The organism is Psychrobacter sp. APC 3279, assembly GCF_030407795.1.
In the GTDB taxonomy this organism is placed as follows: domain Bacteria; phylum Pseudomonadota; class Gammaproteobacteria; order Pseudomonadales; family Moraxellaceae; genus Psychrobacter.
Map to the genome: position 1 here is coordinate 1 of NZ_JASDCR010000004.1, position 22913 is coordinate 22913.

The 22913-nt window shown below is 41.7% G+C and carries 21 protein-coding genes; 12 read left to right on the plus strand and 9 right to left on the minus strand.

Annotation, left to right across the window (positions count from 1 at the left end):
* Positions 1-420: 420 nt before the first annotated feature.
* The 6 genes from rpsA to QL898_RS02675 all read left to right on the plus strand — a co-directional run bounded on the left by rpsA (position 421) and on the right by QL898_RS02675 (position 6028).
* A complete protein-coding gene (rpsA, locus tag QL898_RS02650) occupies positions 421-2109 on the plus strand; it encodes a 30S ribosomal protein S1 (RefSeq protein ID WP_057759193.1) in 1689 nt (562 codons plus the stop codon).
* Between the two features lie 324 nt (positions 2110-2433).
* Positions 2434-2739, plus strand: a complete 306-nt coding sequence (locus tag QL898_RS02655) for an integration host factor subunit beta (protein WP_057759195.1) — start codon at positions 2434-2436, stop codon at positions 2737-2739.
* Positions 2740-2801: 62 nt separating this feature from the next.
* Positions 2802-3209: a LapA family protein gene (locus tag QL898_RS02660; RefSeq protein WP_290175712.1), complete on the plus strand. Its 408-nt coding sequence runs from the start codon at positions 2802-2804 to the stop codon at positions 3207-3209.
* A 104-nt stretch (positions 3210-3313) separates the two neighbouring features.
* Positions 3314-4012, plus strand: a complete 699-nt coding sequence (pyrF, locus tag QL898_RS02665) for an orotidine-5'-phosphate decarboxylase (protein WP_290175714.1) — start codon at positions 3314-3316, stop codon at positions 4010-4012.
* A 225-nt stretch (positions 4013-4237) separates the two neighbouring features.
* Positions 4238-5035, plus strand: coding sequence for a metallophosphoesterase (locus tag QL898_RS02670; protein ID WP_290175716.1), 798 nt, complete (start codon positions 4238-4240; stop codon positions 5033-5035).
* Positions 5036-5191: 156 nt separating this feature from the next.
* Positions 5192-6028 (plus strand): histidine phosphatase family protein, encoded by an 837-nt coding sequence (locus tag QL898_RS02675; RefSeq protein ID WP_290175718.1) that lies wholly within the window; start codon positions 5192-5194, stop codon positions 6026-6028.
* Positions 6029-6182: 154 nt separating this feature from the next.
* On the opposite strand, the gene rpsT is transcribed toward QL898_RS02675, so the two are convergent.
* Positions 6183-6449 carry a 30S ribosomal protein S20 gene (gene rpsT / locus QL898_RS02680; RefSeq protein ID WP_010200097.1) on the minus strand — a complete coding sequence of 89 codons (267 nt, stop codon included), beginning with the start codon at positions 6447-6449 and terminating at the stop codon, positions 6183-6185.
* Positions 6450-6913: 464 nt separating this feature from the next.
* On the opposite strand from rpsT, the gene QL898_RS02685 reads away from it, so the two are divergent.
* The 5 genes from QL898_RS02685 (at position 6914) to QL898_RS02705 (ending at position 14584) form a co-directional block, all read left to right on the plus strand.
* Positions 6914-7615, plus strand: a complete 702-nt coding sequence (locus tag QL898_RS02685; RefSeq protein WP_191114939.1) for an NAD-dependent epimerase/dehydratase family protein — start codon at positions 6914-6916, stop codon at positions 7613-7615.
* A gap of 190 nt (positions 7616-7805) precedes the next feature.
* Positions 7806-8342 carry a ribonuclease E activity regulator RraA gene (gene rraA, locus QL898_RS02690; RefSeq protein WP_290175720.1) on the plus strand — a complete coding sequence of 179 codons (537 nt, stop codon included), beginning with the start codon at positions 7806-7808 and terminating at the stop codon, positions 8340-8342.
* A gap of 217 nt (positions 8343-8559) precedes the next feature.
* Positions 8560-12270, plus strand: coding sequence for a transcription-repair coupling factor (mfd, locus tag QL898_RS02695; protein WP_290175721.1), 3711 nt, complete (start codon positions 8560-8562; stop codon positions 12268-12270).
* Between the two features lie 150 nt (positions 12271-12420).
* Positions 12421-12852, plus strand: coding sequence for an HIT family protein (locus QL898_RS02700; RefSeq protein WP_057759208.1), 432 nt, complete (start codon positions 12421-12423; stop codon positions 12850-12852).
* 310 nt (positions 12853-13162) lie between these two features.
* Positions 13163-14584, plus strand: coding sequence for an adenylate/guanylate cyclase domain-containing protein (locus QL898_RS02705; RefSeq protein ID WP_290175722.1), 1422 nt, complete (start codon positions 13163-13165; stop codon positions 14582-14584).
* 96 nt (positions 14585-14680) lie between these two features.
* Here the strand turns inward: QL898_RS02705 and fdx are convergent, their stop codons facing one another.
* From fdx to QL898_RS02745, 8 genes are all read right to left on the minus strand, one after another.
* Positions 14681-15019, minus strand: a complete 339-nt coding sequence (fdx, locus tag QL898_RS02710) for an ISC system 2Fe-2S type ferredoxin (RefSeq protein WP_058024187.1) — start codon at positions 15017-15019, stop codon at positions 14681-14683.
* Positions 15020-15105: 86 nt separating this feature from the next.
* Positions 15106-16986, minus strand: coding sequence for a Fe-S protein assembly chaperone HscA (hscA, locus tag QL898_RS02715; RefSeq protein ID WP_290175723.1), 1881 nt, complete (start codon positions 16984-16986; stop codon positions 15106-15108).
* A gap of 209 nt (positions 16987-17195) precedes the next feature.
* Complete coding sequence (gene hscB / locus QL898_RS02720) at positions 17196-17777, minus strand: Fe-S protein assembly co-chaperone HscB (RefSeq protein ID WP_290175724.1); 582 nt, start codon at positions 17775-17777, stop codon at positions 17196-17198.
* 174 nt (positions 17778-17951) lie between these two features.
* Positions 17952-18272 carry an iron-sulfur cluster assembly protein IscA gene (gene iscA / locus QL898_RS02725; protein ID WP_021814983.1) on the minus strand — a complete coding sequence of 107 codons (321 nt, stop codon included), beginning with the start codon at positions 18270-18272 and terminating at the stop codon, positions 17952-17954.
* 232 nt (positions 18273-18504) lie between these two features.
* A complete protein-coding gene (iscU, locus tag QL898_RS02730) occupies positions 18505-18915 on the minus strand; it encodes a Fe-S cluster assembly scaffold IscU (RefSeq protein WP_057759218.1) in 411 nt (136 codons plus the stop codon).
* A 152-nt stretch (positions 18916-19067) separates the two neighbouring features.
* A complete protein-coding gene (locus tag QL898_RS02735; RefSeq protein WP_057759220.1) occupies positions 19068-20294 on the minus strand; it encodes an IscS subfamily cysteine desulfurase in 1227 nt (408 codons plus the stop codon).
* Positions 20291-20800, minus strand: a complete 510-nt coding sequence (locus QL898_RS02740) for an Rrf2 family transcriptional regulator (protein ID WP_057759222.1) — start codon at positions 20798-20800, stop codon at positions 20291-20293. The genes QL898_RS02735 and QL898_RS02740 overlap by 4 nt, the downstream gene beginning before the upstream one ends.
* Before the next feature lie 394 nt (positions 20801-21194).
* Entirely contained in the window at positions 21195-21839 is a 645-nt protein-coding gene (locus tag QL898_RS02745; RefSeq protein WP_290175725.1) for a hypothetical protein, read from the minus strand.
* Between the two features lie 524 nt (positions 21840-22363).
* Between QL898_RS02745 and QL898_RS02750 the strand changes: the two genes are divergently transcribed.
* Complete coding sequence (locus QL898_RS02750; RefSeq protein ID WP_045445077.1) at positions 22364-22636, plus strand: HU family DNA-binding protein; 273 nt, start codon at positions 22364-22366, stop codon at positions 22634-22636.
* Positions 22637-22913 lie beyond the last annotated feature (277 nt).

The following is a 22913-nucleotide window of genomic DNA, read 5'->3' on the forward strand; positions in this document are numbered from 1 at the left end:
TTAATTCTCGCCCATTGGTCATCTCGTAGGGCATGGCGTCTTGTCATGAGGGTTTTACTCAGATTGCTAAATATAGAGTTACTATAGCTTATTCTAAAATAACTGTGCTAATTGATGACACGCCCTAGTAAAAACAACATATTAAGTACTAAAAAGTTTCCTATTAATCATTGTTTTAGTATAAAATAATACGGTTAAGTGAAATTTTATTGAAGCAGTAAGAAAAATTTAGTTTATTCAAGATGTTGTATTCGATATAAGACAGTTGTTGTTAGTCAGTTTTTATTACGAAGAGCTCGCTATCAACAAACGTTTTTTTATATGATTGTATGGGATATAAAACCAGTATTTCGTTCTATACAATCATAAATTTGATCCGTACTGTGCTGGACAGGATACGGCTATACAAAGGTAGACATAATGGAATCATTTGCTGAACTATTTGAAGCGAGCATTGAAGAGCAGGGCCTAGATATCGAGCGTGGCTCGGTTATTACAGGTGCTGTTGTGGCCATCGATAGCGATTGGATCACAGTAGATACTGGTCTTAAATCTGAAGGTATCGTCGCTCGTGAAGAGTTTTTAAGCGAAGAAGGCGAACTTGAAGTTGAAGTTGGCGATAGCGTTGATGTCGTAGTTGAAGCGGTTGATAACGGCATGGGTCAAACCTTGCTGTCACGTGAGAAAGCTAAACGTGTTGAAACTTGGAACTTTCTTGAAAAAATCGCTGATAACGATGAAATCGTTAAAGGTATCATTTCAAGCAAAGTTAAAGGCGGTTTCACTGTAGATATCGGTTCAGTACGCGCGTTCTTACCAGGTTCATTGGTAGATGTACGTCCTATCCGTGATACAACGCATCTTGAAGGCAAAGAGCTAGAATTCAAAGTCATCAAACTTGACCAGAAACGCAACAACGTTGTTGTTAGCCGTCGTGCAGTTATGGAAGCTGAAAACTCAGCTGAGCGCGAAGAGCTATTGAACAAGCTTGAAGAAGGCATCGAGATCGAAGGTATCGTTAAGAACCTTACTGATTACGGCGCGTTCGTTGATCTAGGTGGTATCGATGGTCTATTGCACATCACTGACATGGCATGGCGCCGTATCAAGCATCCATCTGAAGTTGTTGAAGTTGGCCAAGACCTAAAAGTTAAAGTATTGAAGTTTGACCGTGAACGCAATCGCGTTAGCCTAGGTCTAAAACAACTTGGTACTGATCCTTGGGATAACGTTGGCGGCACTTACCCAGTAGGTAGTGTTGTAAAAGCTCGCGTAACCAACTTGACTGACTATGGTTGTTTCGCTGAGATTTCTGAAGGTATCGAAGGTCTAGTACACGTATCAGAAATGGATCATACCAACAAAAACATCCACCCATCTAAAGTTGTTCAAGTGGGCGATGAAGTTGAAGTAATGATTCTTGATATCGATGAAGAACGTCGTCGTATCAGCCTAGGTATCAAACAAACTCTAGCTAACCCATGGGATGAGTTTGATAAGAAACATGAGCGCGGTGATAAAATCACTGGTACTATCAAATCAATCACTGACTTCGGTATCTTTATCGGTCTAGACGGTGGTATTGATGGTCTTGTTCATCTATCTGATATCTCTTGGAACGAAACTGGCGAAGATGCTATCCGTAATTACAACAAAGGTGACACCGTTGAAGCAATGGTATTGTCTGTAGATGCAGAAGCTAACCGTATCAGTCTAGGCGTTAAGCAGTTAAGCTCTGATCCATTCAACGAATACCTAGTCAACAATGACCGTGGTGCTATCGTTAATGGTAAAGTAAAAGAAGTAGATGCTAAAGGCGCTACTATCGAACTTGCTGACGAAGTTGAAGCTTATCTACGTGCTTCTGAAATCCAACGTGATCGCGTTGAAGATGCAACTAAGCATCTGACTGTTGGTGATGACGTTGAAGCGAAAATCATCAGTGTTGATCGTAAAACACGCAACATCAACTTGTCTATCAAAGCGAAAGACGAAGCTGAAGAGCGTCAAGCGATTAAAGATCTTGGTAGCACGAACACTACTGCTGCTCCAGGTTCTGATGCACAGCCAAAAACTATTGGTGATTTGATTAAAGAGCAAATGCAGTAAGCTGCAAACTATTGATATAAAAGTAATATAAAAAAAGCGACTTCGGTCGCTTTTTTTTGTGATTAGATTTTATTAACACAGTTAGTAATAGAGGTTTTTAGTCAAATGGGCAAACTCTTATTCCCATTTACGCTAATATCCGCTATCATTTGCACCATTGAGTAACGAGATGATAGTTATAAGCTTTTTATAGTCATAATATGATTCTGAATGTTAGTTTTCAAAGATTCAGTATATATAGTTTAATTATATAAACGCATTTACGTACTATAGAGCGTTGACTTATCATCAGCTTATCCATCAATCAATAAGGCAAGCGTAATAATGCAGCAAGCGATTAACAAATCCGAATTTATTAGTAATTTGAGTGCAAACTGTGACAACATGGCAGACACCGTAGTTGATGACGCAGTGCGTGAAATCTTAAACTTGATGACCCATACTTTAGCCAATGATGGCCGAGTCGAAGTTCGCGGATTCGGTAGTTTTTGTCTACATCACCGCCGTGCCCGTATGGGGCGCAATCCTAAGACAGGTGAAAGCGTACCTGTACCGGCTAAAGCGATTCCACATTTTAAGCCAGGTAAGGCTTTACGCGAAGCAGTAAACGATACGGTAGCAAACGGTTAATTAAACCAGCACTGGCTATCTAATCGTCAAAATTTATCATTCCAAACTGAGGTAACTGTCTCATGCGCTTTCTACTATTTGTATTGCTATTCTTGAGCTTTGCCTATTCGCTTGGTTTGGTATTGGCAAATAATACTGAGGTCGGAGTCAACCTACTGTTTTCACAAGCACCTACGATGAATCTAGGGTTGCTACTTATTTTGTGTTTGATGCTAGGTATTGTTATTGGTATTTTACTGGCATTGCTTATCTTTCGTGTGCTACAGAATAAGTGGGAAATCTCACGTCTGCAAAAAGCAAATGCAAACCTGCAAGAGCAATTGGCTCAAGCCAACACAGTTATCGATCGTCAAGCAAGCGCGCCAACAGTAGATGAAGCTGTTTATGGTGCTTCTGCTACTAACGTGCACAATACCGATGCAACTAGCCTAACTGAAGGCTCTACTCTATCTAAGCGTAGACGAGATTAAGTCTTTAGGTAATCTTTTAGGTGCTCTGCTAAGTGACAGTTCAACGATCGCAGTACTGACCTCAAATACAATACTTTGATAACTTCAAAATATATGGTAAAACCATGAATAAAGTAATTAACTCTCCAGTTGTCGTCGCTCTAGACAATATGACGGTAAAGGCTTCTTTAGCGTTAGCTGACCAGTTAGATCCATCCCAATGTCGATTGAAAGTCGGTAAAGAGCTGTTTACGCGTTGTGGCCCTGATATCATCAAGGCATTACATCAACGTGATTTTGAAGTGTTCTTAGACTTGAAATTTCATGATATTCCGAATACCACTGCTCAAGCAGTATTGGCTGCCGCTGAACTTGGTGTATGGATGGTGAATGTCCATGCTAGCGCAGGTCTAGAGGCCATGTCGTTGGCAAAACAGCGCTTGCTAGATAGAGATCTTGATACCTTGCTCATCGCAGTTACCGTATTGACCTCTATGGATAGTCAAGCATTGATGCAGACAGGCATCACGGATAGCTTAGATGCCCAAGTAAGCCGATTAGCACAACTGACTAAGCAAGCTGGTCTCGATGGTGTGGTTTGCTCGGCGCAAGAAGCAAAGGCACTTAAAGCATTATGTGGTCAGGATTTTAAACTGGTGACGCCTGGCATTCGCTTAGCTGAAGATAATGCAGATGACCAAAAACGTATCTGTACACCAAGTCAGGCGCTAATAGACGGTTCTGATTATTTAGTCATTGGCCGTTCGATCACTCAAGCTTCAGACCCTGCTGCTAAACTACAGACAATACTTCAAAGTATTTAAGTCTAAATAGATGTTAAGAAAAAGAGACAGCCTAAATGGCTGTCTTTTTACTTTTTGATGGTCGAGGAAAAGCTGCTACACTACTTAAATTTATTCTTACAACCTTTCTAAAATATAATAACTATATTAAAAACGCTCATTTAGCTAAATATCAGTAGTACTGCTATGAGTGTTTATCGCTAATTAGATTTTTAATAATAACGCCACTAAGTGATGTTGGATAATATGAAATTACAGATATTGAGTGACTTACATATTGATAGTTATGCACGTCAATCGCACCCCGTTGGACATATTCCCAAAACTGATGCAGATTTAGTATTAGTAGCAGGGGATACTGCTAATAGCGACAGAGGTATGCCGTGGTTGCAAGAGCAAGCAGCGCGCTTAGAAGTTCCCCTGATTACTATCGCTGGTAATCATGAATACTTTGATGAAGACGTATTGAGCTTTGACCATAAACTGGCAACTTGGGATAACTATGATACTGCGTATAAAAAAGGGGTTCGCGTATTACAATGCCAGCATATCGATATCGGTGATATACGCCTTTTAGGTTGTACGCTTTGGACAGACTATCAGTATCATGCTAATGAAGACACCATGGCCGCTGCTAGGCATTTTATGCGTGACTATAAGCAAATCTATGCAGGCAATGAACTGTTTTCACCTGAAGTATCTATGCAGATTCATGCCAAGCATCGTCAGTGGCTACAGCAAGCTTTGATTGAATCTCATAAACTGGGTAAAAAAACAGTAGTCATGAGTCATCATAGTGTCAGTGCGTTATCGGTGTCTGAAAAATATGCCAATCTACCGAGTAATGCGGCTTTTGTCAGTGACTTGTCAGGATGGATGCACGAGGATTGGGCACCAATGCTATGGGTACATGGACATACTCATGAAGCATTTGATTATAAAATTGGTAATACGCGAGTGATTGTCAATCCACGAGCCTATCCAAACGAGATTAGCAGTACGGCATTAGAGTTTGCATGGGACAAAGTCATTGATATTGGCTAGGAACGCATGTAAATATCTGGCAAATCTTCATTTATTTTAGGTATAGACTCTTTTAAATAAAGTGTTTTTTGAAAGAGTGAAGGTATTTATAAGATATATTGCAACTAGATTTGTCTGTGGTTCATTCCTGATAAGAAATCTGCTAGGCTTGCTGTCATGAGTAAATATCTAAATAACACCCTGTCCAAAATATCTGCTGACAAGCTTGCGAGTCACACCTCAAGCGCGCCTGCACCTTCGCACCTACCAGATAGCATGATTTCCTCCGTCAGCCTATTGCCTGAAAATAAGCGGCTGATTCTATTTACCAGGCACTCTTTACGCGAGCGCTCTGATGGTAATGGTTTTGCCAGCTATCAGTTACCGTTGACTCCTAAAGGTCGCATACTGGCAAAGTCTTGGGGTCGTTGGTTATCAGGTCATCTACCATATTCTCTCGACGTCGATAGTATCTCTAGCCCCATTGGGCGTTGCATCGATACCGCGCAGCTGATGCAAGAGGGGGCAGGACTACGGCGTGACATTACGCATCAATCATTGTTAGTTGAGCCTGGCAGTCTCGTCACCGAGCCTGAAATAGCCAACCCTGTGTTCAAAGAGATTGGCGTCCTGAACTTTATCAATCGCTTTTTGCAAGGAAATCTCGAAGGGACCAAAAACACCTATCAAGGCGGTCTGGATATTCTGTCGCTTTTTTACCAGAATCAGCCGCAGCACGGCCATCTGATGCTCGCTGTGAGTCATGATACGTTGTTATCTGCATTCTTAGCCGTTATGTTCGATGTGGTAGAGATTGATTGGAATGATTGGCCAAAGATGATGGAAGGCGTGTTCTTATGGTTTGATGATAAGCCATTTGATCAAGCAAGCGCGCATTTTATTTGGCGGGGTCAGGTATATACTCGGCCGATTAGTTCATTATTAGACGGTTATCGTGCAGCTGGCTACCATCCTAGCAAATTGCTATTGCCGCCAGAAGTGCAGTGGAATTGATGTTTTGTTCAAACATTGAATGAGTTGATATAGCAACTATTCGTTGAATACGTTTTGAATAGGCATAAAAAAACCTTGCCACGGTATTAGAACCAGTGACAAGGTTTTAGTCATTACGCTATAAAAGCGAAATGCGGTCTAATCAATACAAATCTTAAGCTTGTAGGCCTTTGATTGTTTTGTTTAGGCGGCTCTTACGACGAGCAGCTTTATTCTTATGAATAATACCTTTGTCAGCCATACGATCAAGAACTGGTACCGCTTTTTTGTAAGCTTCGGTAGCCGCGTCATAATCTTTAGCTGCGATAGCCGCATCAACACGTTTTAAGTAAGTACGAACCATAGAGCGTTGTGACGCAGAGTTCTGACGACGTTTGGTGTTTTGACGGGCGCGTTTACGAGCTTGTGCAGTATTAGCCACGCGTATCTCCTTGATAAAGATAGATAAAAATATGAATGTTGATTGCAATAATGGGTTTAACAATCATCGGTGACGAGCAGCCGTCTCGTCAAATATGATGTCGATGTCTGATATTAAAGTATCTAATATGAATAGATCATCGTAAGCGCCAGAGCTGTTTGGAATAATTAAACAGCGTTGACGTGTAAAGCCGATTATCTTAGCAAATTATTGAACTAAGGACAATATATTTGATGATTAATGCTCAAAGAAGTTACGTAATATCATCGAATTTGGGTCATTCTAGTAACTAAATCAATAGTAAGCGCTGATAGACGTAGAGGGTTGATAAAATCTCTTACAATATATCCTATATAATAGCGTCAGTTATTGAGTAATTTAGGTATGATATTCTAACGATAGGCCTTGATATAGGTATTTTCTCATCAATATAGTTCATCTAATGTTATATAAGTGGATAGGGTATGCAGCGAAAAGCAATTGTGATTGGCGCAACAGGGTTAGTAGGGCAGCATTTGGTAAAGCAACTGAGTGAGCTTTATGACACATTGATTGTGATTGCTCGTCGCCCGCCACGCTACATTAATGCCAGCATGCGTTTTTATCAAATCAATGATTTTGATAATCTCTCTGAAGTGTTTGCAAGTGTTGGTGCCGATCGAACCACGGATGCTTTTAGTTGTTTGGGTACGACAAAGAAACAAGCTGGTAGTGATGAGGCGTTTCGCAAGGTAGATCGAGACTATAACGTAAATTTTGCCAAGTTATGTCGTGACAAAGGGGTAGAGAATTTCTTTTTACTCTCCTCAATGAATGCGGATATTGACAGTCGTTTTTTATACAATCGAGTCAAGGCTGAGACAGAGCAGGCTGTTATGGCATTAGATTTTGGCCAATTGGTTGTCTTTCGTCCGTCATTATTGCTTGGTAAGCATAAAGGTCGTCCGCTTGAGAGCCTTGGTCAAAAAGCCTTTAAACTCATTTCGCCGCTGGTGTCAGAGTCACTATCGTTACATCCTATTTCTGCTAAACGCGTTGCTAGTGCTATGGCCATGAGCGCTCATGATATCTATCATCGTAGTAAGTATCGTACTGAACCTCAAATCAAGCATATCGACATTATCGAAAATAAGCAGATGCTAGCGATGACCCGTGTCAAAAAATAAAAGGACAGTTTTTCTAGTGACAGACTAAGTCTCGAAATTGGAAAGCAACAGGTATCGATTTTTAATTGTGTTAGCACAAGATTGCATTAGAACGAGAATACAAGAGTAAAAAATAAGATAACGATTATTGAAGCATCAATAAGTATTTCAATAACAGTCAGTTGAGTCACTAAAACAAGGAGCAGGAGCAATGTCAGAATCGATACAAATGGATAGAGAAAATTTTGTCACTTGTGATCTATTGGATGCCAATCCTGAGTCGCAAGTATGCTTGCCAAATATCGAAGGCAAGTCATTCCGTCAGTTTGGTGCAAAAGATAGATTCTGCGGTGAAATCGTGACGGTTAAGTGCTTTGAAGACAATAGTCGCGTTAAATCATTATTGAATAGCGATGGCAAAGATAAAGAAGGCAGTGGCAAAGTGTTGGTCGTTGATGGTGGCGGCTCTATGCGCTGTGCATTACTAGGCGATATGATTGCACAATCAGCTATCGATAATGGCTGGGCTGGGGTTATTGTATATGGCTGTGTTCGCGATGTTGATGACATGGCAGAGATGGATCTTGGCGTGATGGCGCTTGGTTGTATCCCGCGTAAATCAACCCGCCGTGATGAAGGACATATGGATATCGAAATCAGCTTTGGTGATTTGACGTTGAACTCGGGTATGTTTGTTTATGCTGATAACAATGGCATCATCGCTAGCGATAAGCCACTTATTAGCTGAAGTTTTAGGCTTGGCTTGACTCGAGAAAATGAAAACCTTAGCTTATACGTTGGGGTTTTTTATTATGTAATGACAGTTAAAGCGCAATAATCGTTGTTAACACTCAATCATTAATGGGTAAACTCCTAAGTGACAAACCGTTACGGCATAAGTTTTGGTAATTGCTCAAATATTCGTATAATAGCTTTCTGACTCCTTAACTTTGATTCTACTCTTTATGCCTATTACTGCTTTGACTGACGCATTTGACCCTATTAACCAGCAGTTGTTTCCTATCCAAAATGCCGAGCGGCGTTGGCTAGCGCCTGTCCATGGTGCGGTCAGCAGCTTATGGTTGGCAAGCTTGGTGCAAACGCCTATGTGGAATGTTGCCGAGCGCCTAAAAGTTGTAGTGGCACGTGACCAAAACCAACTTAATCAGATAGAGACTGAGCTGGCATTTTGCGGAGTCGATGCTTATGTGTTCCCTGACTGGGAGACACTGACTTATGATGAGCTATCTCCGCATCAAGACATCGTCAGTGAGCGTATCAATCTATTGACGGATATGCCGAAGTCAGGCGTGCTACTTATTTCGATACAAGCCCTCATGCATCGCGTCGCACCGCCAAGCTGGTTGATTGGACAGCATTTTGATTTAAGTGTTGGCGATCGATTTGATATCAATACCCAACGTGGGCTGTTGGCAAAAGCAGGTTATCGCGCTGTTGAAAATGTCTTTGAGCCAGGTGAGTTTGCGGTACGTGGCAGTATTATTGATATTTTTGCCATGGGTCAGCCTTTTCCGCTACGTTTAGACTTGTTTGATGATGAAATCGAAACGATTCGCTTTTTTCATCCTCAAACGCAGCGTACATTGACTGCCGATGATTTGAAGGCAATGTTAACGGGCAACGATACCAGTATGGCAAAAGAGTCATTGTCACTACTGTATAAAATGCCAGATATCTCTAAACCTATTGACCAATTTCAAATCTTGCCCGCCAAAGAGTTTCCGCTCGATGAAGGGCGTGAGACGTTTCGCACGAACTTTGCTGCGATGTTCCCTAATACCAGTAGCCGTAAGTCTGAGCTGCACAAAGACGTAATGGCAGGGATTGCTAGTAGCGGATTAGAGTATTATCAGCCGCTATTTTTTGACTTAAAAGACTGGGAGGCGGAGAGTAGTTTATTTTCCTATTTACCAAGCGATGCGTTGTTTATCACCGATGAATTAATCAATGAAAAACAGGCGGACTATTGGTTACAAATCCAGCGCCGCTACGAAGAGCGTCGCCATGATATCGACAAGCCTATCGTAGAGCCAGCAATGCTGTATCTATTATCTAACGCACTTAACGAACAGCTAAACCAGTATCCACGAGTGATATTAAGTGCTCGTGATGAACTGGCTACGATGAATGATGTGGCAGTGCCAGAAAGTATAGATGCCTCACAAATACCATTGCCATCGAATGTCACTAAACAACAAGGACTGGTGACATTAAGTGCTCAAGAGCCGCCACAATTAGCAGTCAATCATCAAAAGTCTGAACCATTATCTGAATTGCTCGACTTCTTGGATACGCAATCAAAGACTACAACACCCGTACTAATCGTTGCAGAGACTGCAGGCCGTCGCGAGATTCTCATTGAACTGTTTAAGGGCAAGATTGATATCAAGGCATACGATAGCTTTGAAGCCTTTCTAGCTGCAGATAAAACCAGCGCTATTAACAACAGTCATCTACCACATGTCGGTCTGACCGTAGCGCCAATTGAGCGCGGTGTCTATGTGCCTGAGCGTTTGGTGTTGATTAGCGAAACACAGCTGTTTGGTCGTCAGGTTTTACAGACGCGCCGTCGTCGCCAAAGCGGGGTATCAGAAGAGTTCTTGGTTAAAAGCGTTACTGAGATAACAGATGGCAGTCCAGTAGTGCATATTGAGCATGGTATCGGTCGTTATAATGGCTTGATTACTTTAGATGTGGGCGATGGCGAGCAAGAGTTTATCCACCTAAAATATTCTGATGACGCTAGTATCTATGTGCCAGTGGCCAATCTGCAAATGATTAGTCGCTATAGTGGCGGTGATCCTGCCTTAGCACCGCTACATAAGATTGGTAGTGGTAAATGGGACCGAGCCAAGCAAAAAGCATTAGAGCAAATTCATGACGTCGCTGCTGAATTGCTCAATATGCAGGCAAGACGTGAGGCCAAAGTTGGTATTCATTTTAAGATAGACCCATCACAGTATGAATTATTTGCCAGCCAGTTTGCCTTTGAAGAAACCGCTGATCAAGCTAATGCCATTCATGCCGTAATGGAAGACATGAGACAAAACCAGCCGATGGATCGTCTCATTTGTGGCGACGTTGGTTTTGGTAAAACAGAAGTCGCGATGCGAGCGGCGTTTATTGCCGTTAGTGCTGGTTATCAGGTTGCCGTACTGGTGCCTACCACATTGCTTGCCGGTCAGCATGAAGACAATTTCCGCGATCGTTTTGCTGATTGGCCCGTTCGTATTGAAAGCTTGTCGCGCTTTGGCGGCAAAAAACATCAAGAAATGGTATTGGCTGATTTGGCTGCTGGTAAAGTGGACATTGTCATTGGTACCCATAAACTGCTACAACCAGATGTGAAGTTTGCCAACCTTGGACTGATGATTGTGGATGAAGAGCATCGCTTTGGAGTACGTCATAAAGAGCGTATCAAGGCTATTCAGACAGATGTCGATAGTATGTCTATGACGGCGACTCCGATCCCTAGAACGCTAAATATGGCGCTCTCAGGTATGCGCGATATGTCGATTATCGCCACACCGCCTGCCCGTCGTCTTGCCATTAAAACTTTTGTGATGCAAAAGACAGAAGCCTTAATGAAAGAAGCCATATTGCGTGAGCTTCTGCGCGGTGGGCAGGTCTATCTACTACATAATGATGTTGCTAGTATCGAGCGTATGGCAGAGACCATTCGTGACCTAGTGCCAGAAGCGCGAGTAGGAGTAGCACATGGGCAAATGCAAGAGCGTCAGCTTGAGCAAATCATGCAACAGTTTTATCATAAAAAGTTCAACGTGTTGGTTTGCTCTACCATTATCGAGACGGGCATTGATGTGCCCAATGCCAATACGATCATCATTGAGCGTGCGGATAAGTTTGGTCTTGCACAATTACATCAGCTGCGTGGCCGAGTAGGACGTAGTCATCATCAAGCGTATTGCTACCTATTAGTGCCTTCTCTGAAAGGCCTTAAAGGTGATGCTAAGCGTCGCCTGCATGCAATTGAACGCGCCAATACTTTGGGTGCAGGCTTTATGCTGGCAAGTGAGGATTTAGAGATTCGCGGTGCAGGGGAAATATTGGGTAAGCAGCAAAGTGGCAATATGCAGGCGATTGGTTTTAGCTTATATATGGATATGCTTGAGCGTGCGACTAAAGCCATTAAATCTGGCAAGGAGCCTGATTTAAATACACCATTGTCGCTAACCAGTGAGATTAATCTACATAGCTCAGCCCTCATTCCAGAAGAGTATCTACATGACGTGCATCAGCGCTTATTGTTCTACAAGCGTATTAGCAATACCGATGATAAAGAAGCATTGACGGATATTCGTACGGAGATGATAGACCGCTTCGGGGCACTGCCAGATCAAACCAAGCAGCTATTCGCTATTCATGGATTACGCTTACAAGCAGAGCCGCTTAAGATTAACAAAATTGATGCCAACAGTAGTAGTATGACGCTGGAATTTGCGCCAGATACTCCAGTTGATGCGTTAGCGATTATCAAGTTGATCCAATCAAATGGCCAGCATTATCGTATGAATGGCGCATCTGGTATCCGTTACCAAAATAGCGATAAATTGGCCACACCGCAACAGCGTGTGACGGTCATACAAGAGCTGCTGCGCTATTTTAGCGAGCACATGGTGACAGAGCCTGCTTAGTACATAGCTGGATATCAAGTAGGCTAGGTAGTCATACTAAGGCAATAAATTATGATGCTATTTTATCAACCCGATAACTGATAAAATAGCCAAACTAACTTTTTAACTTTCTGTATTTTATTTGCATTAAACAACAAGAGAACCGTCATTATGTTCCAACTTCATCATAAACTTGCTGCTGATAGTTTTTTAGTGGGGGATTTTCCATTATCCACTTGTCGTTTAATCAATGACTGCCAATTTCCTTGGCTTATATTAGTGCCGCGTGTATCTGGCATTAAAGAGTTATATGAGCTGTCTGAGGCAGATCAAACGCAGTTCTTACGAGAGTCGAGCTGGTTATCGAGTCAGTTAGCCAAAACCTTCCAAGCCGATAAAATGAATGTAGCCGCTCTTGGCAATCAAGTGCCGCAGCTTCATTTTCATCATATTGTCCGTTATCAAAATGACATGCAGTGGCCAAACCCAGTATGGGGAGTGCCAGCTGTTCCATATACTAAAGAAGTGTTGGCGCAAATGCAGCAAACATTGATGATGGCATTACGTGGTCATCACCAAATGCCGTTTGATTGGCAAATGTAATTATAAATCTATCCTGCGTTTAATAAGAATAGCTTGAACCTAAATTCTATATGTAAAAAGAGAGGCCAGATACTTAAATATATCTGGTCTCTCTTTTTATTTAAATTTGAATAAAAGTGTAACGGAGGGAATAAACTAGACAAAAGGTCGCCCTTTAATCATCAGTAACCTTGTTTTACCTTATTTCAAAAGTATAATATATTATTAGATATATCTTATGATAAATCGTCATAAGGGCAAATGATGCACATGTGCTAGTGTAGTATGCCTTTGTCTCTCAGATAGCTCACCTTATTTAAGTGAAACTCATATGACCTTCTCAGAGACATTCAAACCAATGACGCCGTTAAAGGACACCGGGGCATGTCGTTTTGACTATCCAGAAGTGTTCGTGTTAATACTGACGGTTGTATTGCGTGCTATATACTACGACTTCCGCTCTATCTCAATGGCACTATTGGTTATTATTACATTGCCAAGCCTCATGATCCTGATATATAACTACCGACGCCAGACCAGCTTTTGGACGTCTAATATCGTTATTATTCTATTATCGGTTGTCATCGGCTCACTACAATGCTGTACGGTGATATCAATCAGCTTGGCTGCTTTGATTGGTGTACGTATTATTCTTAGCAGACCTGAGAATCACCTCAAACTGTTATCTGTATCTGTCGTGACAATCATTGCATTTTACTACGTTAGCACAGTCTTAAATGCGGATAGTATGGACTTTGATCAAGGTCTATTACCATTGATAGTAATGGTGGCAAGTTTAGGCGTTATTTTGTATCAGTTCAGGCGTATCTATCAGCAACATATTACTTTTAAAGCACGCGCCCATCAGGCTGGTGGACGATTGAACACCATGGTATCGGTAATCAATAAATTGACTCGATTCGTACCACCACAAATTTGGGAACCCATTGTCAAATCGGATAGCCCTGTTAGAGTTTCTAACAAACGTGCCAAATTGACTATTATGTTTTCAGATATTGTCGGCTTTACCGAACTGTCTGATAGTCTAAGCTCTGATAATTTAGCAGATATTCTTAATACGTATATGCATTGCATGACGTCAATCGCTGATAAACACGGTGCAGTGCTTGATAAGTTTATCGGCGATGGCATGGTATGTTTCTTTGGTGAGCCAAATAGCCGCGGCTCGCGTCAAGATGCATTAGATTGCGTGGCGATGGCAATTGATATGCGCCGAGAAATGCGCACCTTACGCCAAAAATGGCGGCTGATGGGATTTGAAGGCTTATATATACGTGTTGGTATCACCACTGGCTACTGCCACGTTGGTAATTTTGGTAGTAATAGTCGATTAAGCTATACCATCATTGGTAAAGAAGCCAACCTAGCTTCTAGGCTGGAGTCCTGTGCGGGCAAAGATCAGATATTGGTCAGTGAAAGCACTTACGATTATATTTGCCATAACTATGAATGTGAGCACGTTGCCGCGTTTTGTCTGAAGGGTATTGATGAAAAGGTCGATGCATGGCAAGTACTTGACCCTAGTGCCAGTACAGGTCATTTATCTAAATGGGTCGACCACACATTGCCTGGTTTCAATTTGCATTTAAATTTTAAAGATATGAAAGACAACGATTATCAATATATTAAAGCCCGTTTAAATTTTGCGCTGGAACGCATCGAGCAAGAGGAAGAAAAAGTAGCAAAGGACATAGCAGCAGAAAGTAAACGTGAGGATGCCAATCGCAAGTAAGCGTTTCAAGTTTAATGTCTTAAAAGCATGTATAGAAAAGGCCAGCTATGTGATAGCTGGCCTTTTTTAATCTTAACTAGAAAGTAACATCAGTGTTTAATGATTTTCTTTAGCATGATTGAGGGTATATTTAGGAACCTCGATGGTTAGATCTTCATCATCAAGCATGACCTGACAAGACAGACGTGAGTCAGGCTCTAAGCCCCAAGCACGATCAAGTAGATCAGCTTCTACATCATCCATCTCATCTAGACTATTGAACCCTTTGCGTACGACAACGTGACAAGTAGTACAAGCTTTTGACATCTCACAGGCATGCTCGATTTTGATGCCTTTTTCTAACAACGCTTTGCACAAATTCTGACCAGCTTGTAGCTCAACTTCTGCGCCCTCTGGGCAGATTTCGTGATGGGGTAGTACGGTAACTTTTGGCATAAATTATTTGTCCAATGCTAATCAATCTAAAAAATAAGATAAAGTAGCTTAGTATCATAACTAAGCTATCATTTTGAGTATGGATTTTACCAATCTTGTGCGCTGGTACCTGCCATGCTGGTTTTAACGCTTTGATTCATAATGCGAGCAGCAAAGGCATCACTATGCGGCTTAAGCTGTGCTTGCTGTGCTTCGATAAGTGCCAAGTCATTAGTGCTAAGAGCAGAACGCAGGGCTTGTATGTGCTCCGCTAAAGTGTGCTGCTCATCAGAAGAAAGCAGTGCTGAAAACTCATTGAGTGCAGATTCTAGAGCCAACACTTCACGCTCGGCTTCTACTTTTGTTTCGATTAAAGAGCGTGCGTTTTTATCTTCCTCTGCATGTTTAAATCCGGCAACAAGCAACTGCTCTTTTTGCTCATCAGACAAACCATAAGAAGGCACGATCTCGATCTTGCTTTCTGTCTTGGTCGTGGTTTCTTGTGCACTAACAGTCAGCTGACCATTGGCATCGATGCTAAAGGTGACCTCGATACGAGCAAACCCAGCTTTCATTGGCGGAATACCGTACAGCTCAAAGCGGCCGAGTGAGCGACAGTTTTCTACTGTTTCGCGCTCACCTTGTACCACATGAATCACCATGCCTGTTTGACCATCTTGATAGGTGGTAAACACTTGACGTTTTTTGACAGGGATAGGCGTATTGCGTGAGATGAGTACTTCAACCAAACCACCCATGGTCTCAAGACCTAATGATAATGGCGTTACGTCCAATAACAACAAATTGTTGTTACTATCACCATTCACCAGTTGGTGAGCAGTTTGAGCAGCGCCTAAGGCAACAACCTCATCTGGATTCAGACGGCAAAGAGGCTGCTTGGCAAAAAACTCAGTCACGACTTGTTGTATGGCAGGCATACGCGTTGAGCCGCCTACTAAGATCACTTCGTCTAAATCTGTGGCAGTCAGCTTGGCATCACGCAGGACTTGTTCACATACGCTTAACGTGCGACGACTAACAGGCTCTACGATAGTAAGGATGTCTTCACGGCGCAATACACCTTGATAGGTTTGTCCGTTGACAGTGACATTGATATCCACTTGCTCAGCATCAGTCAACGCTTGCTTGTAAGCTTTAGCTTCTTGTGCGAGTATTGATTTGTCATGCAGGCTTACGTCTTTTGGATCTATATTTAACTGTTTAATAATCCAGTTGGTAATCAGACGATCAATATCATCGCCGCCCAGTGCGCTATTACCACCAGTTGCCAACACTTCAAAGACGCCATCGGTAAGCTTTAAGATAGAGACGTCAAAAGTACCACCACCCAAATCATAGATTAAGTAATAGCTTTCTTTCTTACTGTCTTCTGATGATTGGTCAAGACCATAGGCGACTGCGGCCGCTGTTGGTTCATTCAACAAGCGAAGTACGTTGATACCCGCTGCTTGAGCGGCATCTTTAGTTGCTTGGCGCTGTGCTTCATCAAAATAAGCGGGAACCGTAATTACGGCACCTTCAATGCTATCTGCAGGTAAAGCACTCGCTGCACGTTGCTCAAGAGCGGCTAGTATACGCGCCGATACTGCAACAGGGGAAACCTCACCTTGAGCCGTTACAAAGGCGGGCATATCGTCTTTGTTACCAGACAGCTCATAAGGATGAGAGAATTTGATATCAGCTTGACTACGACCCATAAAACGCTTAGCCGAGACGATCGTATTTTTTGGATCATCCGCTAAATGCGCTAGAGCGTCATAGCCAACCAATGGCGTACCAGTAGCTGGATAATAGACAACAGACGGTAATAATGTATCTGTCGCTGCGCCTGCCTCTAAGACTTGTGCCTTACCTGAACGCACCACAGCAACCAACGAGCGTGTAGTACCGAGGTCGATGCCCAAGCCAAATTTATGTTGGTGAGGTTGAGCGCTTTGATTGGGTTCAGCAATTTGCATTAAAGACATAAGGATAACTCAGAGATAAAATGAATAAGTGAAATAGAGCAAATATAGCATATGCAGTACAAGAGCTTAACGTCGGTAATCTCATTCCATGGTATATGGATTCTGACAGTTTGATGCGCTTAGACTCAAAGATTATACGGTATCACGGTCACTATTTTAACCAAATATATAGAATCTAGCTTATTAGTGAGAGCCATAACCACAGATGTTTAAACGTATAAGTCATCGTCATCTGAATGCGATGAATTTGCGACATCATCAAGCCCAGTCGTCACATCAGCATTTAGCTTAACTAAAAATTTTAGCTTCTGTGTCGCATCAATCGCTGTTTGCCAATCTTGATTTTGATAAGCATTATTAAAGCGTTCAGATTGATTTGCTAGACGCTCTGTAATTTGAGGATGTAATTGCTGCAAGGCTACAAGATCTTTGTCTTCGATAGCATCATCTAGATCCATACGCATCTGCATCGCATCTTCCAAAAAGTCCAAATCTGCGATTGACTGCTCTATATTTTGTGCTTGATCTGCCATGTCTAATAAATAACCAGCACGACTATCAGGAGCGCTTAGTGTTTGATATGCTTGATTGATTAAAGCCGACGCTTTTTCAGACTGCAATTGTGCTTGAACCATATCGATCTGATTTTTGGCAACATTATCAGGATGATAGCGTTTTTGCAGCAAGCGCAAACGTTGTTCTAGACTGTTTTGATTGATTTCAAATTGTACAGGCTGCTCAAATAGGGCAAAGAAGTTATCAAACTGTGGTTCTGAAGTAATATCTGTCATAATCTGATGCCTTGCTTTTTTATTTATTTTTAAAGTCATGACCTAGCTAAGAATACTGAATCGCTTGGGTACTTAATTACATTAACCTTTCTTCATAGCGATAGCAGAGATACTGCACTATTCTTATGAAAGTTTGTTGAAGCATAAATATATAGGTTTTCAGCCATTGAATAATTAAACTGTAAACGACTCACCGCAACCACATTCACCCTTTTGGTTAGGGTTGGTGAATTTAAAGCCTTCGTTTAGACCTTCTTTTTCGTAATCCATCAACAAGCCGTCTAAATATACGAGGCTTTTAGGATCAATAAAGATGCTAACACCGCGACTTTCATAACGCGTGTCATTTTCATCAGGGGTATCTACAAACTCTAAAACGTAAGCCAAGCCCGAGCAACCCGCCGTACGGATACCAACTCGAATGCCTTCGCCTTTGCCGCGATTGTCCAAAAAGTCTCGAACATGCTGAGCGGCGCGTTCTGTCATTTCAATCATGCCAACTCCCATTGACTATTAATCATAAATATCAATAAAAAAATATAGATAAACTGACAACCAGAATTACAAGATTGCCAAAAGTGTAGGCTTGCGACTATTAGAAAACAAAAGGTGACAATTACATAAGTGTCATTGTCACCTCTTTAGCGTCAGTAGCGATTACACATTGCTACTTTAGCGTTGCTAGTACAACATAGCGCATACGCTAGCAGGCTTAGCCTAGTTTAACTTAGATCGCAGCTTCTTCTGCTGGAGCTGCTACGCCATGCTTACCTTTATAGTCGCTAATAGCGGCTTTGATGGCATCTTCTGCAAGTACAGAGCAATGCACTTTTACTGGTGGTAATGCTAGCTCTTGAGCGATATCGTTGTTTTTGATTTCGCCAGCTTGATCCAAGCTCTTACCTTTTAGCCACTCAGTAACAAGCGAGCTTGAAGCAATTGCTGAACCGCAGCCATAAGTCTTGAAACGTGCATCTTCGATAATACCATTATCGTCGACTTGGATTTGTAGACGCATTACATCGCCACATGCTGGGGCACCGACCATACCGGTACCAACGTTTTTGGCATTTTTATCAAGATTACCAACGTTGCGTGGGTTTTCGTAATGATCAATAACTTGGTCACTATAGGCCATGGGGTTTTCTCCTAGTTAGATGATGAGTAGTTGTTTATCAACTTTAAATGTCTAACTACTCATCGATAATTGGGGTCAAACGCTTAATTTAATTGTCTGATCAATTGTTTAATAAATATATTGCTAGCTATACTAAAAAGCTATCTTAGAAATTAATGCTCAGCCCACTCGACTGAATTTAGATCAACACCTTCTTGGTACATATCCCAAAGTGGTGATAGGGCACGTAGTTTATCAACAGCTTCATGCATCTGTTTGATAACAGTATCGATGTCTTCATCAGTGGTATAACGGCCGAAGCTGAAACGGATTGAGCTATGGGCCAATTCATCTGGACGACCAATTGCACGTAGTACATACGATGGCTCAAGCGTTGCTGACGTACAGGCTGAACCTGATGATACAGCTAAGTCTTTAAGTGACATCATCAATGACTCGCCTTCAACGAAGTTGAAGCTGATGTTTACAATGTTTGGTACGCTATTCTCAAGATCACCGTTTAAGTAAATCTCTTCGATATCTTGTAGACCATCCCAAAGCTTCTGACGTAGTTTGGCTGCATGTGCATGGTCAGCTTCATAGCTTTCATTAGCTAAAGCAAATGCTGCGCCTAGGCCAACAATCTGATGCGTTGGTAGTGTACCTGAACGCATACCGCGCTCATGGCCACCGCCGTGTTGCTCAGCTTTCAAACGGATACGTGGCTTACGACGAACAAACAATGCGCCGATACCTTTAGGGCCGTATGCTTTATGACCTGAGAAGCTCATCAAATCAATTTTCATTTCTTCAAGATTGATTTTTACTTTACCAACAGACTGTGCGCCATCAACATGGAAAACCACACCAGCTTCGCGAGTGATTTCACCAATCGCTGCAACATCAGTAATAGTACCAAGCTCATTGTTCACCATCATAAGTGATACTAAAATCGTATCATCACGCAGTGCTTCTTTTACTTGCTCTGGCAGGATAAGACCTGTGCTTGGCTGTGGCTCAAGATACGTAATCTCAAAACCTTCTTGCTCAAGCTCACGGCAAGTATCTAATACAGCTTTGTGCTCAATTTTACTGGTAATGATATGTTTGCCACGAGACTGATAAAAATGTGCTGCACCTTTAATGGCTAGGTTGTCAGACTCAGTCGCACCAGAAGTAAAGACGATTTCGCGTGGATCAGCGTTGATAACTTCAGCAACTTGACCGCGAGCAGTTTCTACTGCTTCTTCCGCTTGCCAGCCGTAACCATGTGAGCGTGAAGCTGGGTTACCAAAGACACCATCTACGGTCAAATACTCGCTCATTTTAGCAGCTACTGATTTAGCAACTGGGGTAGTGGCGGCATAATCTAAGTATATAAGGTTGTTATGTTGGCTCATGCTGGGTTTGCCTCGCTGTTCGATAGAGTAATAGTATTAATGTCTTTTATGGAAATATCTTTTGTAGAGGTGTGCTGACGCTCTGAGACTGACTGCACGTTTTCCATATCTAATAATTGCGCTAATGTTATATTTTTCAAGTACTGTTCGATATGATTTGATAGTGCACACCACAGATCGTGAGTTAGGCACATTGTACCACCTTGACAGTCACCGCGTCCTTCACACTGCATCGCATTTACTGACTCATCAACCGCAGATATGATGCTCATCACATCTATCTCATTCAATGGTTTAGCTAGGTGGTAACCACCTGCAGCACCGCGAATACTCGTGACAAGGCCGCGTTTGCGGAGTTTAGAAAATAACTGTTCAAGATACGAGATTGAAATCGATTGCCGTTTGGCGATATCGGATAGTGATACAGCACTGTCTTGTTGGCTAGTCTGCAATGCCAAATCTAATAATGCGGTAACAGCGTATCTGCCCCGAGTAGTCAAACGCATGTGTTATCTCCAAACTTGATGTCATTTATGTTTAACAACGATCTTAGCCAAAGGTTTTAATAAGTACTCATAAGATAAAAAGAGCAACCAATAATACGTCAGCTAAGTTTTGTCTTATCGTTATTGAACAACAGATGATTAACCCGATGTGTGCAACGATTAAGGTAATTATACTTAATCCCGAGTAATTTAGTCAAGATTAAAGTGTGGTTCAATGGTTAATCAAGCTTATTGCTGTAATTGATAAAAACAATGATGTTCAGAAGAGAGATATGAGTGAGATATAAGCAGCTTAATTTGTCTGCTCAGATATATTTGATCAAGTAAAAAATAAGCGTTCAATATCTATAGAAGACATTGAACGCTTATTTATAAGTAATTCAGCGAACCAAAACTAATTCATCAATAGTGCGATGACTGAACCGATCATAATGACAAGCGCAACAACAGTGACAATCATCAACGTCTTTTGCTTGCTTTGAAGCTCTTTTACGGTTGTTTCAAGTTCACGGTTTTTGATGGTCAAGGTATTAATCTGTGTTTGCTGTTCTTTAATACGAAGTTTGTAGTTGTTCTTTTTTTCTTCCAGATCAGCTTCTGTAGGTTTGGTTTTGGCTTTACCACCCTTTATCTTTTTGATCAGCCCCTGAATCAAGCTGCCAAGCCCAAGTTGCATAATAAACTGTTTAACCAGTTGTACTTGAATCGACTCACCGCGCATCTGTAGCTTTTCAGTGGTTTCGCTATCATGAGTGGTGATGGCGTTGATAACTTGAATGCTGTAGGCATTGATAACCACGTCAGGCTCACTACGACCAATCGGCAGCTGAGCATCTAGTAACACGCCTTTGGTACTAAAGGTGGCAAATACTTCTACATGCGGTAAATACAGGCGAAGCGCCACCACGGTGCCTTGCTTAGCAAGCGGATAAGCGGCCTTACGCAGTTCAGGATCCAAACGTAACAATAATGTCAGCGCCGACTCGATAAATACTAAAATGATATTAAGAAAAGAGTGAGACAACGTAGAACGCTTCATGTAAGTAATCCGTTTTTTATTTAGCAAGTTTTAGATATTTAGCAAACAGAAGTCTGTATTTGCCCAATACTTGCAGTGATATTTTGCTTATAGTAACGTCTTTATAATAAAAAGTAACGCTAGTTTCTGTAGTGGCTAAACTATTACATTACAATTTAGCAGTCAATAAAGACACTCTTATTTATGACCAGTAATATACAAACTTAATGCATAGCAATGCACAGACGGCAATTGACAAATCTGACAAAGCGTAGAAAATAGGAAAGCCAATCGTCTCAGTTATACAGAGCCACTTATATATAAATTCCTAACGCTTTGCGTAACATTAGGTGTCAAATACGTAGTGTAGAGCACAAAAATATGTAAAATCGCTTGCGCTCCTTATGCTGCCTTGATATAAAGACGATAACAAAGAAGAACCTGTTAATGCGCCAGTTAGGTAGTTTTTATTGCGTAAGCACCATGAGAGCGTTACAATACTTGGCGTGAGCATTTATTACCCCCTTAAACTTGAAGGAAATTTTATGAATAAGTCAGAATTAATTGATAGCATCGCAGACAAAAGTGGTCTAAATAAAACCCAAGCTGGTGATGCACTAAACGCTGTTATGGAAAGTGTTGGCGAAGCGCTAGAAGCTGGCGATAGCATCTCATTAGTTGGTTTTGGTACTTTCAGTGTAAAAGATCGCAAAGCACGCACTGGTCGTAACCCTAAGACTGGCGAAGAGCTAAGCATTCCAGCAAGCAAAGTACCAAGCTTTAAAGCTGGTAAAAACTTAAAAGAGCGCTTGAACTAAGCCGATTTTTTAAGCGTAGAATGATAGTCGATGGTCTATAGCTGAAGTAATGAGCTAACCATCGAAGAGAGCACCTAATATTTAGGTGCTTTTTTTATCGCTATAGTTTGTATCATGCGTCGTGAATATTTTGAGTCTACATGAAAAATCACGTATCATAGGGCGCGCGATAGGTGTGTCATTTAAGTCAGATTTCTTTAGTAAATTTTGTTTTTTACTATAAAATGCATACGCTCTTACTCTTACCATTGCGAGCTTAGATAGCACTGATATTGGC

Excerpts from the sequence above, each read along its gene's own strand:
- QL898_RS02740 (WP_057759222.1), bottom strand. The coding sequence starts at position 20,800 with ATGCGTTTGACTACTCGGGGCAGATACGCTGTTACCGCATTATTAGAT.
- hscB (WP_290175724.1), bottom strand. The coding sequence starts at position 17,777 with ATGACAGATATTACTTCAGAACCACAGTTTGATAACTTCTTTGCCCTA.
- iscU (WP_057759218.1), bottom strand. The coding sequence starts at position 18,915 with ATGGCCTATAGTGACCAAGTTATTGATCATTACGAAAACCCACGCAAC.
- QL898_RS02685 (WP_191114939.1), top strand. The coding sequence starts at position 6,914 with ATGCAGCGAAAAGCAATTGTGATTGGCGCAACAGGGTTAGTAGGGCAG.
- QL898_RS02660 (WP_290175712.1), top strand. The coding sequence starts at position 2,802 with ATGCGCTTTCTACTATTTGTATTGCTATTCTTGAGCTTTGCCTATTCG.
- QL898_RS02745 (WP_290175725.1), bottom strand. The coding sequence starts at position 21,839 with ATGAAGCGTTCTACGTTGTCTCACTCTTTTCTTAATATCATTTTAGTA.
- rraA (WP_290175720.1), top strand. The coding sequence starts at position 7,806 with ATGTCAGAATCGATACAAATGGATAGAGAAAATTTTGTCACTTGTGAT.
- fdx (WP_058024187.1), bottom strand. The coding sequence starts at position 15,019 with ATGCCAAAAGTTACCGTACTACCCCATCACGAAATCTGCCCAGAGGGC.
- pyrF (WP_290175714.1), top strand. The coding sequence starts at position 3,314 with ATGAATAAAGTAATTAACTCTCCAGTTGTCGTCGCTCTAGACAATATG.
- mfd (WP_290175721.1), top strand. The coding sequence starts at position 8,560 with ATGCCTATTACTGCTTTGACTGACGCATTTGACCCTATTAACCAGCAG.
- rpsA (WP_057759193.1), top strand. The coding sequence starts at position 421 with ATGGAATCATTTGCTGAACTATTTGAAGCGAGCATTGAAGAGCAGGGC.
- QL898_RS02675 (WP_290175718.1), top strand. The coding sequence starts at position 5,192 with ATGAGTAAATATCTAAATAACACCCTGTCCAAAATATCTGCTGACAAG.
- QL898_RS02700 (WP_057759208.1), top strand. The coding sequence starts at position 12,421 with ATGTTCCAACTTCATCATAAACTTGCTGCTGATAGTTTTTTAGTGGGG.
- QL898_RS02735 (WP_057759220.1), bottom strand. The coding sequence starts at position 20,294 with ATGAGCCAACATAACAACCTTATATACTTAGATTATGCCGCCACTACC.
- QL898_RS02705 (WP_290175722.1), top strand. The coding sequence starts at position 13,163 with ATGACCTTCTCAGAGACATTCAAACCAATGACGCCGTTAAAGGACACC.
- iscA (WP_021814983.1), bottom strand. The coding sequence starts at position 18,272 with ATGATTGAAATGACAGAACGCGCCGCTCAGCATGTTCGAGACTTTTTG.
- QL898_RS02655 (WP_057759195.1), top strand. The coding sequence starts at position 2,434 with ATGCAGCAAGCGATTAACAAATCCGAATTTATTAGTAATTTGAGTGCA.
- QL898_RS02750 (WP_045445077.1), top strand. The coding sequence starts at position 22,364 with ATGAATAAGTCAGAATTAATTGATAGCATCGCAGACAAAAGTGGTCTA.
- QL898_RS02670 (WP_290175716.1), top strand. The coding sequence starts at position 4,238 with ATGAAATTACAGATATTGAGTGACTTACATATTGATAGTTATGCACGT.
- hscA (WP_290175723.1), bottom strand. The coding sequence starts at position 16,986 with ATGTCTTTAATGCAAATTGCTGAACCCAATCAAAGCGCTCAACCTCAC.